This window comes from Streptomyces sp. NPDC107575 (assembly GCF_055657265.1).
In genome coordinates this window covers 22,556-38,103 of the sequence record NZ_JBVKBG010000012.1, presented here as the reverse complement: position 1 = coordinate 38,103, position 15,548 = coordinate 22,556, and the positions used below count along the sequence as shown (strand labels likewise).

Sequence of the window (15,548 nt, the reverse complement as noted above, 5' to 3'; positions counted from 1 at the left end):
AGAGACGTATCCCATGGATCCCGGGGACCGGAACGCGTGAAGGAGAGACACCACCGGCGGTGCGACCTCGCGCGGACGAGGCGCGGTGGTCCGCCTGATGTGTTCGCCGACCCGCCCTCGAGGTCACCGGGATGTCCGCGCACGCGTCGTACGAGCACGGGCAGATGGCAGGTCTTCGGACTCGCGGGCACGTCCTTCGAACGAACGAGGACACCTACTGGCCGTCGCTTCCCAGGTCCCGTCTGTCGGACCCAGTGCGTGTGACGGCGGTCGTTCCCACTCACCGCTGCGGGGCAGTCCCGGATTCCCACCGGGTTCCCTCTTGCGACGCATCCCGCCTGGCTGACGGGGCGAACCAGCTGCACCACCCACCCTAAGGGCTGGTCGCACGTGGCGTTGCACAATGCGGGCATGGATCACACAGTCATGAAGGTCGTCGCGGCGGCCGTCGTCGAGAACGGGCGGCTGCTCGTCGTCAGCAAGCAGGCGGCGCCGGACGTCTACTTCGTTCCGGGCGGCAAGCCCGAGCCGGGCGAGGAACCGGAGGAGACGCTCGTACGGGAGCTGCGCGAGGAACTGGGCGTCGAGCCCGGCCGCCTCGAACCGCTCGCCGTGGTGGAGGAGCGGGCGGCTCTGGAGGGCGTGCCGATGCACCTCACGGTCTTCGCCACGACGCTGATGGGCGATCCGGTGCCGGCGGCCGAACTGTCCGCCCTGCGCTGGACCGACGGCCGCGAGCCGGGCCTCAGGCTGGCCCCCGCCGTCGAACACCATTTGCTGCCGCTTTTGCGGGAGTTGGGGTGGATGGAGCCGGTTGCAGGGTGACCACCGGGCCGCGGAGGCCGGTCATCGCCCACCGGTAGTGGGGGAGTCGTACGTCGGCAGGGTGAAGGTGTCGGCCGGTGGGGCCAGGAAGCGGGACAGCACGGTGCTGACGGGCTTGCTGGTCGTGGTGCGCAGGACGGTGTTGAGGGTGGCGATGCGCGCCTTGGTACGGGGGCTGAATGCGCTTCGAGTGGGGCCCGGTAGGGGCGGAACGGCTCGCGGCCGATGTGACCTGCCTGGTCGTCGTCGACGTGCTGTCGTTCACCACGTCTGTGACGGTCGCGGTCGATGCGGGAACGCGGGTGTTCCCCTGTCGCTGATGGACGCCGCCTTGGCGGTGGGGCGCCGAGCGGTCACCGAGGCTTCACCGTGGTCGCCGCCTCGTTGCGGAATGCGACAGCCGTCGGGCGGTGGCTCGGCGCCCAGGGGTACGGGAGCGTCGAGCGCCCTGTCGGGGTGATCGCCGCTGGTGAGCGTTGGTCCCGGATCCATCCGCTGCGGTCGCGGCCTGCTCGTCCGGGAGCGAACTCGAGGCCGCCGGGTTCGCCGAGGATGTCACTGTCGCCGCGGAGTTGGACGTCAGTGAGGTGGTTCCGGTGCTGACCGGCGGCGCCTTCGTCGGCGCCGGCCGATCGCGCGATTCTGCTGGTTGGGTCAGGCCGTGAGCAGGTACTTCCCGGGAGTGGGCACAGTGGGCGAATTGCGGAAGTCCGGGGATGTTCGCCCCAATGAGCCTTGCACTGTGCAAATATGGGCGGAGTGCCTGGCGGCTGTGGCGTTGCCATGCCCGAACTCATTGGGTCAGTAGGCGGGTTGGATGAAGCAGATCCCGGCGTTGTGGTTCGTGCTGCACGTGGCGTGCGCCCTCTGCCACGCACAGGCGGCCCGGCTGGAGTTCGCGCAACCTGGAGTGCACCCGGCGAGCTGGTACAGCTGGGCGGTGGGGGAGCGCGGCGCGTACCAGCGAGTGCGTGACTCCCGGCTGTGGTGGCTGATCGTGGAAAGCGGCGGCTACTCCAACGGCATGGGTGAGAACGTCGGCGAGGTCGAGGCGCTGCGGTACTGGGCGGCGTTCGAGTACCCGCGGACCCAGGCTCGGGTGCACACGGCGGGCCTGAAGGGGGATGCGGGCTTCTGTCCGCAGTGCGACGTGGCGTACTGCGCCCGGCACTGGCGGGAAACGGCCTCGGGTGAGGTCAATTGTCCATTGGGGCACGGTAGCTGACCGTGCGGGTGTGACTGGGTCCGCAGGGGGGCGTCGATGTCCGACTCGATTGGGTAACGGGGCGCGCGGAGACTTCACGTGAGCGACGAAATCATTTGCATAGTCCAAAGACGGGGGAGGGCCGCCCGGCGAAGGCGGCTCGGACCAGTCACGACACATGTGGGAGCACCATGGCCGCCAGGACGCGCCAGGGCAGAAGGAACTGGGTGTTGTCCGGGCTGCCCGTCGTGGTGATGGCGGTGGTCACCGTCGTGGACCTCACGGCCGGTCCTGGGGTGGGGTTTCTCCCGCTGGTGTCGCTCGGACCCGCCTTCGCCGGGTTGATCGGCACGTGGCGTCGCACCGCGCTGATCGGAGCCGTGGCGCTGCTGCTGTGTGCGGGACTCGGGCACTACGACGGGCTGTTCGAGACGCGGCGCGGCTACACAGCGATGGCCTCGGTCGCCGGCGTGACGCTCGCGGGGGTGATAGCGGCGAGCACGCGCGGGCGGCGCGAGGCGGAACTGGCCAGTGTCCGCTCGATCGCCGAGGTGGCCCAGCGGGTGCTGCTGCGCCCGGTCCCGCGCAGCGCGGGACCGCTGCAGGTCGCCGTGTCCTACACGTCCGCCGTCGCGGAAGCGCGGATCGGCGGCGACCTGTACGAGGTCGTGGCCTCGCCGCACGGCGTGCGGGTGATCGTCGGCGACGTACAGGGCAAGGGGCTTGCCGCCGTGGAGACGGCAGCCCTGGTCCTGGGCACCTTCCGCGAGGCGGCGCACGACGAGCCGGACCTCGCTGCTCTCGCCGCCCGCCTCGAACGAAGCGTGGCCCGGGAGGTGAACGGCGAGAAGTTCGTGACCGCGGTCCTCGTCGAGGTGCGGGCCGAAGAGCGCGCCGCCGTGGTGCTGAACTGCGGGCATCCGGCCCCGATGCTCGTACGCGCCGACGGCTCCGTCGACTTCCCGCGCCCGCCCGCGTACGCGCTGCCGCTGGGTCTGGGTGAGCACGGGGGAGACCCGCCGCGGGCCTTTGGGATCGACTTCGTCCCCGGCGACCAACTCCTGCTCTATACCGACGGCGTCACCGAGGCCCGCGACACGGACGGGGCCTTCTACCCCCTGGAGGACCGGGCCCGCCTGCTCAAGGCGTCCGAGGCGGAGGGCGCGCTCGAGGCGTTGCGCGAGGACGTGGTGCGCCACGCCAACGGACCGCTGCACGACGACGCCGCCATGCTGCTGTTGCGCTACCGGGAGCGGTGAGGCACGAACACCGTGAAGCAGCAGCTCTGGCGCGCCGCACGCAGGGTAGGAATGGGGGCATGGCCAGGAACGCGGCTCCGGGGGAGCGCATGGACGACGTGGATGCGGTGACCCGTGCGGTACTGACCGCCTCCCGGGTGTTGGTGGCGGTGTCCGCGCGTTCGCTCGCCGAGGTGGAGGAGCGGGTGACGCTCCCACAGTTCCGCATGCTGGTGGTGCTCTCGTCGCGTGGTGCGACCAAACTCGTCGTCCTGGCGGAGCAGTTGGGCGTGGCCCCGTCCACGGCGATGCGCATGGTCGACCGGCTGATCGCCGCCGGTCTCGCGGACCGGCAGACCAACCCCGACAATCGGCGCGAGAACCTGCTGCGGCTCACCGATGAGGGCCGGCGCACGGTGGAGGACGTCACCTCCCGGCGCCGCCGGGAGATCACCTCGATCGTCGAACGGCTCGCTCCGCGGCAGCGGACGGCGCTCATCGACGCGCTGACCGACTTCAACCGCGTGGGCGGCGAACCCCTGGTCCCGTCCCTCGCCGAAGGCACGGATCTTCATCCGCTCGGCTGGGGCGAAGCACCGGCGGCAGGCTGATCGGCGGCGCCCCGCGGGCACCCAGAAGTGTGGGGCATCCCGCAACTCTTGAGGCGAGACGTCTCGTCTTGCTATGGTGGGGGCATGGCTTTCCTCTTCTTCGTCTGAGTCCGGGCACGGCCCTGTCGCCGTTTCTGCTGCCCGTAGACCCTTCGTATGCCCAGGGGAAGCCCCATGCGCGATCGCGCTCACACCACCCTGCCCGCCACCCTCCACGCCACGGCGCAGCTGTCCGTCAAGGCCGTCACCAAGTCGTACGGCACCCGGACCGTCCTCGACCAGGTCTCCTTCACCGTCCGGCCGGGCGAGAAGGCCGCCGTCATCGGCGAGAACGGCTCCGGCAAGTCCACCCTGCTGCGGCTGCTTGCCGGGGCCGAGCCGCCGGACACCGGCGAGGTCACCGTCCGCTTTCCCGGCGGAACCGGCCACCTCGCCCAGACCCTCGACCTCGACGCGGACCGCACCGTGCAGGACGCCGTCGACCTCGCCCTGGCCGAACTGCGCGACATGGAGCGCAGGCTCCGCGCGGCGGAGGAGTCCCTCGCCGACGCCTCGGAGGAAGAGCTTGCCACGTACGGCGAGCTGTTGATCGCCTACGAGGAACGGGGCGGGTACGAGGCGGACGCCCGTGTGGACGCCGCCCTGCACGGGCTCGGCCTGGCCCGGATCACCCGCGAGCGGCCGCTCGGTTCCCTGTCCGGCGGCGAGCAGTCGCGCCTCGCGCTCGCCTGCACCCTGGCCGCCGCCCCCGAACTGCTGCTCCTGGACGAGCCGACCAACCACCTCGACGCGACCGCCGTGCGCTGGCTGGAGGACCGCCTGCGCGCCCACCGCGGCACCGTCGTCGCGGTCACCCACGACCGCGGCTTCCTGGAGCGCATCGCCACCACGATCCTCGAGGTCGACCGCGACGAATGCACCGTGCACCGGTACGGCGACGGGTGGTCCGGCTACCGCGCCGCGAAGGCCGCCGCCCGGCGCACAGCGGAGCAGAGGTACGCGGACTGGGTCGAGGAGGTGGCCAGTACCGAGGAGTTGCTCGAGGCCGCCGGGCGGCGGCTTGCCGGTACCGGCCGCGACCCCAAGCAGGGCTTCGGCAAGCATCGCCGCTCCAGCGAGGCGAAGCTCGGCGGGCAGGTGCGTGCGGTGCGCGAGCGCCTGGACCGGCTGCGGCGCAACCCGGTGGCCAGGCCGCCGGAGCCGCTCCGATTCACCACGACGCCGACAGTGGTGGCCGACGGCCCGGCCCAGGGAACACTCGCCGAGCTCCACGACGTACGGGTCGGGCAGCGGCTGCGCCTGGAAGGGGCCCTGACGATCGAGCCCGGGTCCCGTCTCCTGGTCACGGGCGAGAACGGCGCGGGCAAGTCCACGCTGCTGCGCGTGCTGGCCGGCGACCTGCAGCCGGACGCGGGCACGGTGCGCCGTCCCGCCCGGATCGGTTACCTCGCCCAGGAACTGCCCGCGCGCACCACGCGGCTGCCGCTGCTCGCGGCGTTCGCCGCAGGGCGACCGGGGATGCCCGACGAGTACGCCGAACAGCTCCTGTCGCTGGGCCTGTTCCGCGAACAGGACCTGCACGTCCCGGTTGCCGCCCTGTCCGTCGGGCAGCGGCGACGGCTGCAGATCGCGACCCTGGTGACCCGGCCCGCGGACCTCCTCGTCCTCGACGAGCCGACCAACCACATCGCACTCGACCTCGTCGAGGACCTTCAGGCGGCGCTCGCGGCATTCCCGGGAGCGGTAGTCGCGGTCTCGCACGACCACGACTTCCGCGCACGCTTTGCGGCCGAGCGGCTGGAACTGCGCTCCGGCCGCAGGTGCTGACCCGACCCACCCCGCCCTGAACCGCTCGCCATCCCCCACTCCACCGGAACAAGGGGCCCATGACCACTTTCCTGACACCGCAACAGCGCGCCGACCGCACCGCCGCTGCCATCGAGGCGGCCGCCGCGGCCGGGCGAGGGCTCGGCCTGACCGTCACCAGGCCGACGGTGCTCCACGATGTCTTCTCGGTCGTCATCCACCTGGCCCCAGCGCCGATCGTGGCCCGGATCCCCACCGTCCTGCCGCGCCCGGTGGACCTGGCCGCCCTCGGGCGCCGCCAGCAGGACGAGCTGGACGTCACGCAGTGGCTGGCCGACCGGGCAGTCCCCGTGATCGCGCCCAGCCCGCTCGTGCCGCGCACACCCGTGCATCGCGACGGATTCTCGATGACGTTCTGGGAGTACGTCGAGGAGGCACGGGACAAGGAACCCGACTACGTGGCGAACGCCGAGAGCACCGCCGACCTGCACACGGCGCTGCGCGCCTACCCGGGCGACCGCCTGGAGTTCCTGTCCGCGGCCGACCCGGAGTTCATAGCGGACGGCCTCGCCCGGCTCGACCGGTGTCCTGACCTGATCGAAGCGGCCGACCTCGACCGGGCCCGCCGCGAATGGCAACTCCTCGAGCCCCTCGTCCGCTCACGCGGCGCCTTCGAGGCCCGGTTCCCCGGCATCGAACTCCAGCCCATCCACGGCGACTCCCCACCCGCGAACATCTTCCACGCGGTGGACGGCGACCGCTACGCCGAGTTCGAGCTGGTCACCCTGGGGCCCGTCGAGTGGGACCATGCCGCACTCGGCCCCGAGCACGAAGCCGCCTACAACCGCGGCGCCGCTCGCAACGGCGCGCGGCCGCTCGACAAGGAGGTCCTCGCCTTCGTCAACGCCCTGGGCATGTTGCGCGTCATCGCCACCCTCACTCTCGTTCCGCAGCTTCCCGAACTGCTGGAGTACCTCAGGCCCGCGGTCGACCACTGGCGGACCACACCGTTCGCCGTCGGCGAGTGTCACTAGGTCCAGGTCGGCGTGCCGGTCCGAAGCCGGTTGCCGTCAGGGTCGCTTCGCGAAACCCGGCCGTCCGTACCACGCGACCGCCGCCGCAGCGTCGATGGATCGCTTGGCCATCCGGCAGGTCTCCCCCGACGGTGCGCTCTTCGTCGTTCGCGCCTTGACTCCACCGCAGCAGCTGACCGCAGGACTCTTCCGATCAGCCCGAGCGGTTTCTATTCTCCCACTGGGGTCCGACTTGGAATCGGACGTCTCCGGCCCCCTGGATCCCGGGCCGTGACACAGCCACCTGGCAGCTGGAGCCGCATCGCCGACATGAATGCGGTCCCAGCCCCCGCCCTTCAGGCGCGACCGGTCGGTGCGGCCACTCCCGCAGCCTCGCCCCGCTCACGCAAGAAGGGCACGCGCGAGGGCCGAGTGACGGGGAGCGTCGGCCCCGCGCTGTCCCGGCTGCCGCATGCACGGCGGCAGCCGGGACACCCCGTCCCACCCCGCGTCGAGGGCACCTCGCGAGGGAACCGGACGGGCTATCGCCTCCAACTGCCCCGCTGTCCGGGCCTGAAACGCGGCGTCAACGGTGCACCGCCCAGCCGTAGTCGGGCCCCCGGCACCTCCGGGACCGAGGTCAGTCCTCCCACGTCCCCACCGGGGCGCCCAGCACCTCCTCGTCGACCGTGATGCCCAGACCCGGCGAGCCGGACGGGCGGACGCCTTCCTCGGTGAAGACCGCGTCGACGTCGGCGGTCTTCAGGGTCACCATGTCCTGGCAGTTGAGTACGCAGCGCAGCAGCTGTTCGGGGACGGTGGCGCCGAGTTGGAGGATCGCCGCGAAGGCGATCGCCGAGCCCACGGTGTCCTGCACGCTCATCGTGAGGCCGGCCGCGCGGCAGATGTCACGGTGGCGGCGGCCGGGTGTGAGGCCGCCCGCTTTGGAGATCTTCAGGCCGATGCCGTCGGCGAGGTCCTCCGCCGCGATGAGGGCGATGTCGCCGTCCAGCTGGGCCAGTTCGTCGACCACGATCGGGTACGGGAACCTGCGGCGCAGTGACTTCGTCTCGCGCCAGGTGGCGCACGGGGCCTCCAGGACGAAGTCGAGGCCGGCCGGGAGGAGCCGCGCCATCCGCAGCGCCGTTTCGGGGAGCATCCCGTTGTTCGCGTCGACGATGAAGAACTCGCCCGGCCCCCGGTCGGCCAGGCACGCCGTGATGCGTTCGGCGTCGAGCGCGGGTCCGCCCTCCCGGTCCAGGGCGCCGATCTTGATGGAGTGCCCGCGGTATCCCCGGGCCCGGTGGTCGGCGACGCGGGCCCGCATCTCCTCCGGGTCGCCCGCGTGGATCGAGGAGATCATCGGCATGGGCACGCCCGTCGCGCCGCCGAGGAGTTCGGACGCCGGCAGGCCCACCGACTTGCCGAAGGCGTCCCAGCACGCGACGTCGAGGGCGGTCTTGGCGTGCTGGTGGCCCACGAGGGCGCCGTCCATAGCGTCGTGGATCCGCTCGGTCTGCCGCGGGTCCCGGCCGAGGAGGGCCGGGGCGATCTCCGCGATCCCCGCGCGGGCACCCGCGGCGTGCGCGGCGATCCACGTGGGCCCGAACGGCGTGCTCTCGCCCCACCCCACCGTGCCGTCGTCGCAGGTGATGCGGACGATGGCGGCCTCGAACGACTCGTAGGTGCGGCCGCCGGAGAGCCGATAGACGCCGCCCGAGTAGGGCAGGTCGACGTTGTAGAGGTCGATGCGTGAGATCTTCATGGGTTCCCTTCGGGGCCGGGCGGTGCGGCGGGTTTCGTTACGCGGACGGCGCGGTGTCGGCGGACGACGCGACGGGCGGCGGTACGAGGACGAGCTTTCCCAGGTGCCTCTTCGCCAGGAAGTCCTCCTGCGCGTGCGCGATCTCCCGCAGGGGGTAGACGCGGGAGACGACCGGACGGACCTCGCCGCCTTCGATGTACCGGACGAGGTTGTCGAAGACCTCGTCCTCCTGGAACGTGCAGCCGAACAGGGACAGGTCCTTGAGGTAGACGGTGCGCAGGTCGATCTGTGAGATCGGCCCGCCGATCGCCCCGGCGTTGGCGTAGCGGCCGCCCTGCCGCAGCACGTCGAGCAGGTGCGGGAAGGCCGGGCCGCCGACGAGGTCGAGCACCACGTCCACGCTGCCCGCGCCCAACTCGGCGACCAGGTCGGTGTCGCGGTCGACCGTCCGGTCCGCGCCCTGGGCGGCGACCTCGTCGGCCTTGGAGCGGGAGCACACCGCGACGACGGTCGCGCCGCGGCGCTTGGCGAGCTGCACGGCGGCCAGGCCGACGCCGCCGGAGGCCCCGGTGATCAGGACTCGCTCGGCCGCGACCCCGGCCCGGTGCAGCATGTTCTCCGCGGTCGAGTACGAGCACGGGATCGCGGCGAGCTCCTCGTCCGACAGCTCGCTGCGCACGGTGTGCGTCTCCTGCGCGGGCGCGACCGTGAACTGGGCGAAGCCGCCGTCGCATTCGCTGCCGAACGTCCAGCACTCGTACGGCCGGTAGTCGACCGGCGTGCGCAGCATGTTCCGCACCAGGACGCGCTCGCCGACGCGGTCGGCGTCGACGCCCTCGCCCACGGCGGCGATGCGCCCGCAGACGTCCGCACCCTGGATGCGCGGGAATTCGAGCGCCTTGCCCGACCAGGTGGCGTCCACGTCGTCGACGGTGTCGAACCCGGTGGCGCCGCCCTCGTCGGTGGCGGAGTCGACGGCCTTGGAGTACCAGCCGATCCGGGTGTTCACATCGGTGTTGTTGATCCCGGCGGCGGCGACCTGGATGAGCACCTCGCCCTTTCCGGGGCGCGGCACCTCGACATCGGTGCGGTACTCGAGCTTCTCCAGGCCGCCGTGACCGGTGAGGAGCACGGCGGACATCGTCGTCGGCAGCAAGGGCGTTTCCTCTCGTGTGGGTGGTGCTTCATCAGTGGCCGTGTGTGCTGGTACGCCTCGCGCACTCCGTGATGGAGCCTGAAGGGCACGGCCACGGGACGCTATACGGCTTGGACGGGGAAGTGGGCCACCGTCGCGTCGCGCAGGGTGAGCTGCGCGCCGGTCCGGCCGGGGAGGACTGCGTCGAACCGTGAGAGTGGCTCGCCGTCGAGCCGCGCCTCGCCGTCGAGGAGGACCAGGGCGTTGAAGGTTCGCGAGGTGACCGTCAACTCCAGGTCTCCTCCCAGGAGTTCGAGCGAGGCGGGCGTGCCTTCGCGGACCATGAGGTTGAGGGCGCGGGTACCCGGCGGGACCACGGTAGTGGACACCTCCGCGTCGCCCGCGAAGGAGACGGTCCGGGTGAAGTGCACGGTGTGGGTGACACCGTCGACCACGAGCTCCAAGGGCGCGGAGCGCGGCGCGGCGAGCAGGAAGTGGCGGTCCGTGCCGGGCAGGGACGAGAAGGGGCCCGGCTCGTCGATGTCCGCGAGGCTGAGCCGCCAGGCGGGCGGGCCGTCCGGGCTCGCGGCGGCCTCGCGGTGGATCTCGCGGGTCCAACCACCGCCGTTGGCCCAGCGCTGCGGGGCGAGGTCGGTCGTGCGGACGATGCGGGCCGCGGTGGTGTGATGTGTGGACATGGCTGGTCCTCCTCCTGATGGCTGCGGCCACGGGTACCCGGCGTGGACGAGGGGATGGCGACGCCCGGGAGATGGGCCGGCCGCGCTCCCCTCGTGGCGCGGCCGGCCGGTTCATGTCATGCGATGCCTGAGGGCCCGCCCGAGGTCACGTCGGCGATCGAGGCATCACGGCGACGGTGTTCATCGGGCTGCTCCCGCGTGATCGGTTCCGGTCAAGAAGGGCTCGGGTATCAGCGTCCGCCCCGCCGTCGCGTCGGCCGCCGCCGCGACACCCGCCGCCAGCGTGCCCATCAGCGGCGCGAACTTCGCCCCGTGTCCCGAGCACGGGGACAGCACCGTGAGGCCCTCGCAGCGGTCCAGGACGAAGTCCTCGTTCGGTGTGTTGGTGAACAGGCAGGTGGTCTCGGCGTACGGCCTGGGGTCGAGGCCGGGGTGATGGCGGCGGACGTAGTCGATGACGCGCTCGCGGTTCCTGGCGTCCACCACGCCGTCCTGCTCCGCGGCCGACTGCAACGGCTTGCCGCCGTTGAACTCGGCGACCTTCAGGCCCTGGAAGTCCGCGTCGCGGCCGCCGGGAAGCCCGTACGTCTGCATCCTGAGGTTCTTGTGGATGAAGGTGGGCCAGCGGTGGTTCTCGCGGTAGCGGAAGTGAAACGCCTGCTCCTGGCGGACCTCGAAGCGCGGAAGTCCGGCCCTGAAGGCGCTGGGCAGCGGGAGCAGGTCGAGCAGCTTCGGGAGCCAGCCGCCCGCGGCGACGACCACGCGTTCGGCGTCGAGCCGCCGGCCGTCGGCGCTGCGCAACGTGTAGCCGTGGCCGCGGCGTTCGACCGCGCTCAGCTCCCAGTCGGTGAGGAGCCGGGCGCCGTGCTTCTGGGCCTGGACGACCATGGCCTCGACGCTGCGTTCGGCGTCGATGACACCGGCCTGCGGATGCCAGAGCACCTGGGTCTCGAAGTTGAACTGCGGCCAGCGGACGGTGGCTTCCTCCTGAGCGAGCAGCTCGTGCTCGATCCCTGCCTCCTCCAGAATCCGGGCGAGCGCTGCCGGGTCGCGCTCAAGTCCGAAGTCCACGGCGCCCGTTGGGGTGATCAGGGTCTGTGCGCTCGCCGACTCCAGCTGCGACCACAGGGCGCGCGAGCGGGCGACCAGGCGCGTGTAGAACGCGGACGGGTAGGCGTACCGGAAGATCCTCGCCGAGCCGTGCGAGCTGCCCGCCTCGTCGGCGGGGCTGCCGCGCTCGATGACGGTGACCTCGTGCCCGGCGGCCGCGAGCTGCCACGCCGTGGCCGCGCCCGCGAGTCCCGCTCCGACGACGACGTACTGGGAGTGATCGACGTTCTGGGAGTGATCGACATCCACGATGGGGCTGCTTTCTGTGAGCCGTGCGCTCTTCGGTGAGCCGTGCGCTCTTCGGTGAGCCGTGCCTTGGCCCCTCCAGTACAGCCAGCGATTACCCCGCGCGTCCAACATCAATACATCGGCGATTGTTCTCTCAGATGAGATAATCGGGGAAGATCGCTGCATGGAACTGAGACAGCTGCGCTGCGTCGTCGCCGTCGCCGAAGAGCTGCACTTCGGCCGGGCCGCCAAGCGTCTGCACATGGCACAGGCCCCGCTCAGCGCGCAGATCCAGCGGATCGAGCGCGAGCTGGGGCACCGGCTGTTCGAGCGCACCACGCGCAGCGTGCGGCTGACGGCGGTGGGCGAGGAGTTCCACCGGCGGGCGCTGGACATCCTCGCCCGTGTCGACGAGGCCACCGTCGACCTGCACGCCGTCGCCGACGGCCGGGCCGGCACGCTGCGCGTCGGCTTCGCCAGCTCGGCCAGCTACTCCGTACTGCCGCAGGCCGTACGCCACTTCCGCCGGGACGCGCCCGGCGTCGACCTGCAGCTGGTCCCGCTGACCAGCGCCGAACAGGCCGAGCAGCTCCACGAGGGGCGGCTCGACCTGGGGCTCGTGCGCGGCGAGTCCGGAGGGCTCGACCTGCGCACGGAGCGGCTCTTCGAGGAGCGTCTGGTGGCGTGTGTGTCCGTCGACCATCCGCTGGCGGCGAGCGCCGAGGTCGCTGCCGAGGCGCTCGCCGCCGAGCCGATGATCTTCTTCCCGGCGCGGGACATGCCGGGTTATGTGTCGGAGATCCGCCCGGTCTTCGCCGGGCTGCCCTTCCCGCGTGTGCGCACCCGCGTCGTCCACCAGGAGACGGCGCTGGGTTTCGTGGCGGCCGGGATGGGCTTCACGGTGCTGCCCGAGTCGGTCTCGTCGTTCCGCCCGGCCGCCGTCCACGTCGCCCGGATCACCGGGGATCCCACGACCGTGATGTGTCTGGCACTGCCGGACGTGGAGCTGTCCCCGGCGGCCGAGCGCTTCCGCGCGGCGCTGCGCGCGACGGGGTCAGGCTGACCCGGTGGGGGCGCAGGCCTGACTGAGCGTCAGGCCCTTGGTCTCGGGCGCCAGGCGGTGCGAGACGATGCCGCCGACGAGGCTGATGGCGGCCGCGATGAGCATCGTCGCCGAGGTGCCGAGCCCGTCGACGGACAGTGGCAGCAGGAAGGTGCCCGCCGCGGCGCCGACGCGGGAGACGGCGGTGGCGAAACCGACGCCCGCGCCGCGGATCTCGGTGGGGAACACCTCACCCGGATACACCCCGGACAGCGCCGTGGAGGCGGCGTTGACCAGGGAGAAAACGAGGAAGCACACCAGGACCAGGGCGGCCGAGGTGTGCGAGAAGAGGGCGACGACCACCAGCGCGACCGTGGAGATCCAGAACGGCGGAACGGCCAGCTTGCGCCGCCCGACCCGCTCGATGAGCAGCACGGAGACCATCGACCCGACGACCACGAGGCCGTTGATGGCCAGCGCGCCGGTCAGTCCGTCCTTGATGCCGAGGTGCTCCAGGACGGTCGGGGCGAAGGCGCCGATGGCGAAGTACGGGGTGACGTTGCACACCCAGAAGACACTGACGAAGATCGTGGCCTTGCGGTACTCCGGGGAGAACAGCCGGCCGAAGCCACCCCCGGTCTGCGGCTCCGGGGTCTGGAGGTCGCGCTGGTCCTCCTCTTCCAGGTACTCGGCGGCCAGGGCGGTGGCCTCCTCGGTCCTGCCCTTGCTCATCAGCCAGCGCGGCGACTCGGGGGTGCCGAGGCGGAGCAGCAGGACGATGACGGTCGGCACGGTGCTGAGCCCGAGGACGACGGTCCAGCTGACCGACATCGACGTGATCAGGACGTATCCGGCGGCGTAGGAGATGAGGTAGCCGACGTACCAGGCGACTTCCTGTACGGCGAGGAGCCGGCCGCGCAGGCGGGCGGGCGCGAACTCGGCGAGCAGCGGCCAGCCGATCGAGTAGTCGGCGCCGATCGCCAGGCCCATGACGAGGCGGACCACGACGAGCTGCCACGCCTCGGTCACGAAGAACTGGGCCACGGAACAGACCAGGAACAGCGCGAGGTCGATGGTGAACATCGATTTGCGGCCGAAGCGGTCGGCGAGATAGCCGCCGACCGGGCCGCCGAGGAAGATGCCGAGCAGCGCGGCCGCGGCGATCAGCCCCTCACCTGCGGACGACAGGCCCAGGTCCTTCGATATCGCGGGCATCACGACGCCGGTGCTGCCGAGGATGAAGCCGTCGATGAACATGCCGCCCGCGATCACCACGCTCAGCTTGGCCAGGAAGCGGCGTCTCTTCGTCGACAGGGAGGGTGGCGGTGGGTCGCCCGCGGCGACGGGTCGGGTACTGGTCTCGGTCACGGTGGGGCCTCGTTCCGGGATCGTCAGTGCGGCACCGGTCTGTGCCGGCGCGATGTGTGTGGGGAGATCGGGGGCGTGACAACGGCCGCTGGCGCCCTGGACATGGGTGGGCGGCAGCGGCCGCGGGGAGGAACCTTACGTCAGCGGGCCACCGGTTGTCGGATCGGCCCCGCCGGGGCCTTCAGTGCCGCCGACTGCTGCAGGGTCAGGCCCCGGGTCTCGGGCGCCCACGCCAGGGAGGCGACCGCGCCGACGGCGCTGATCGCGGCGGCCGCGAGCATGGTCTTGCCGATGCCCCAGCCGGACAGCGCCATCGGAACCAGGTACGTGCCCACGGCGGCGCCGATGCGGCTGAGCGAGGAGGCGAGCCCGACGGCGGTGCCGCGCACCTCGGTCGGGAACAGTTCGTTGGGGTAGATCCATTGGAGGATCTGGTGGCCGCCGATGAGGATGGCGTACGCCGAGAACAGCGTCATGACCACCGGCGCGGGCGCGCCGGGGAACAGGCCGAGCAGCAGCAGCGCCGCACCGGACCAGATGAAGCTGTGGGTCAGCAGCGTCCGGCGGCCCATCCGGTTGACGACGAACAGAGCGGCCACGCACCCGAGTGTGAACAGCACGCTGATCAGCGCCGACCCGAAGCCGGCGAGCGATCCGTCGAGCTTCAGCGCGCCCAGGATGACGGGCCCGAAGGCGTAGATGGCGAACAGCGGGACGACCGAGCACGTCCAGAAGACCGCGACGAACAGCATCCGCTTGCCGTAGCCGGAGCGCAGGATGGCCTTCACATCGACGTTCTCGGTCTCCTCCTCGCCCAGGTCGGCCAGGGTCGCGCCGGGGCCGAACACCTCCTTGAGGATCTTCTCGGCCTCCGCGTGGCGGCCCTTCTTGACCAGCCAGCGCGGTGACTCGGGGGTGCCGAGCCGCAGCAGCACGATGACGGTGGCCGGGAGGGCGGCGCTGGCCAGCATCCACCGCCAGCCGTCGTCGCCGAGGTGCAGCATCGCCTCACCGGCGACGTACGCGACCGAACCGCCCGCGAACCACATCACGAGCAGCCCGCCGAGCAGCACGCCACGGTGCTTGCGCGGGGTGAACTCGGCCATCAGCGACGTGGCGATGGGGTAGTCCGCGCCCACGGCCATGCCGATGACGAGCCGCAGGACGAACAGCCACACCGGGTCGGTGGCCCAGAACTGTGCCACCGAGCACACGATGATGGCGGCCAGGTCCACCGTGTAGAGGACCTGCCGGCCGAACTTGTCGGTCAACCAGCCACCTGCGAACGCGCCCAGGAAGATGCCGATGAGCGCGGAGGCGCCGATCAACCCCTGGGCGGATGCGGAGAGTTGGAGCTGCGGGGTGATCTGCGTCATCGCGACGCCGATGATGCTCAGGATGTACCCGTCGAGGAACGGGCCGCCCGAGGAGTACAGCGCCAGCTTCTTGTGGAAACCCGAGAGCGGCGCGTCGTCGACCGTGTTGGAGCTCATCTGCCCACCGCC

14 protein-coding genes and 1 riboswitch are annotated in these 15,548 nt (G+C 71.4%); of the genes, 8 read left to right on the top strand and 6 right to left on the bottom strand.

Annotated features, from left to right (window positions below):
- Positions 1-149: 149 nt before the first annotated feature.
- Positions 150-375: riboswitch (cobalamin riboswitch) on the bottom strand.
- 36 nt (positions 376-411) lie between these two features.
- From ACZ7L4_RS40435 to ACZ7L4_RS40405, 7 genes are all read left to right on the top strand, one after another.
- A complete protein-coding gene (locus ACZ7L4_RS40435; protein ID WP_472110065.1) occupies positions 412-825 on the top strand; it encodes an NUDIX domain-containing protein in 414 nt (137 codons plus the stop codon).
- A gap of 179 nt (positions 826-1,004) precedes the next feature.
- Complete coding sequence (locus tag ACZ7L4_RS40430) at positions 1,005-1,145, top strand: hypothetical protein (RefSeq protein ID WP_472110064.1); 141 nt, start codon at positions 1,005-1,007, stop codon at positions 1,143-1,145.
- A gap of 497 nt (positions 1,146-1,642) precedes the next feature.
- On the top strand, positions 1,643-2,050 hold the full coding sequence (locus ACZ7L4_RS40425; protein WP_472110063.1) for a hypothetical protein: 408 nt from the start codon (positions 1,643-1,645) through the stop codon (positions 2,048-2,050).
- Between the two features lie 170 nt (positions 2,051-2,220).
- Complete coding sequence (locus ACZ7L4_RS40420) at positions 2,221-3,288, top strand: PP2C family protein-serine/threonine phosphatase (protein WP_472110062.1); 1,068 nt, start codon at positions 2,221-2,223, stop codon at positions 3,286-3,288.
- A gap of 59 nt (positions 3,289-3,347) precedes the next feature.
- Positions 3,348-3,878 (top strand): MarR family winged helix-turn-helix transcriptional regulator, encoded by a 531-nt coding sequence (locus tag ACZ7L4_RS40415; RefSeq protein WP_472110061.1) that lies wholly within the window; start codon positions 3,348-3,350, stop codon positions 3,876-3,878.
- Positions 3,879-4,052: 174 nt separating this feature from the next.
- Positions 4,053-5,705, top strand: a complete 1,653-nt coding sequence (abc-f, locus tag ACZ7L4_RS40410) for a ribosomal protection-like ABC-F family protein (RefSeq protein ID WP_472110060.1) — start codon at positions 4,053-4,055, stop codon at positions 5,703-5,705.
- A 59-nt stretch (positions 5,706-5,764) separates the two neighbouring features.
- Entirely contained in the window at positions 5,765-6,718 is a 954-nt protein-coding gene (locus tag ACZ7L4_RS40405) for an aminoglycoside phosphotransferase/kinase family protein (protein ID WP_472110059.1), read from the top strand.
- Between the two features lie 619 nt (positions 6,719-7,337).
- Here ACZ7L4_RS40405 and ACZ7L4_RS40400 read toward each other — a convergent pair.
- The 4 genes from ACZ7L4_RS40400 to ACZ7L4_RS40385 all read right to left on the bottom strand — a co-directional run bounded on the left by ACZ7L4_RS40400 (position 7,338) and on the right by ACZ7L4_RS40385 (position 11,654).
- Positions 7,338-8,462 carry a mandelate racemase/muconate lactonizing enzyme family protein gene (locus ACZ7L4_RS40400; protein WP_472110058.1) on the bottom strand — a complete coding sequence of 375 codons (1,125 nt, stop codon included), beginning with the start codon at positions 8,460-8,462 and terminating at the stop codon, positions 7,338-7,340.
- A 37-nt stretch (positions 8,463-8,499) separates the two neighbouring features.
- Positions 8,500-9,618, bottom strand: a complete 1,119-nt coding sequence (locus tag ACZ7L4_RS40395) for an alcohol dehydrogenase family protein (protein WP_472110057.1) — start codon at positions 9,616-9,618, stop codon at positions 8,500-8,502.
- Positions 9,619-9,719: 101 nt separating this feature from the next.
- Positions 9,720-10,295 (bottom strand): HutD/Ves family protein, encoded by a 576-nt coding sequence (locus ACZ7L4_RS40390; protein ID WP_472110056.1) that lies wholly within the window; start codon positions 10,293-10,295, stop codon positions 9,720-9,722.
- Between the two features lie 180 nt (positions 10,296-10,475).
- A complete protein-coding gene (locus ACZ7L4_RS40385; RefSeq protein ID WP_472110055.1) occupies positions 10,476-11,654 on the bottom strand; it encodes an FAD-dependent oxidoreductase in 1,179 nt (392 codons plus the stop codon).
- A 163-nt stretch (positions 11,655-11,817) separates the two neighbouring features.
- On the opposite strand from ACZ7L4_RS40385, the gene ACZ7L4_RS40380 reads away from it, so the two are divergent.
- The gene (locus tag ACZ7L4_RS40380; protein WP_472110054.1) at positions 11,818-12,696 is read left to right on the top strand and encodes a LysR family transcriptional regulator; all 879 of its coding nucleotides are present in this window, start codon (positions 11,818-11,820) and stop codon (positions 12,694-12,696) included.
- On the opposite strand, the gene ACZ7L4_RS40375 is transcribed toward ACZ7L4_RS40380, so the two are convergent.
- Positions 12,688-14,043 (bottom strand): MFS transporter, encoded by a 1,356-nt coding sequence (locus ACZ7L4_RS40375; RefSeq protein WP_472110053.1) that lies wholly within the window; start codon positions 14,041-14,043, stop codon positions 12,688-12,690. The genes ACZ7L4_RS40380 and ACZ7L4_RS40375 overlap by 9 nt on opposite strands.
- A gap of 140 nt (positions 14,044-14,183) precedes the next feature.
- Entirely contained in the window at positions 14,184-15,536 is a 1,353-nt protein-coding gene (locus ACZ7L4_RS40370) for an MFS transporter (RefSeq protein WP_472110052.1), read from the bottom strand.
- Between the last annotated feature and the right edge of the window lie 12 nt (positions 15,537-15,548).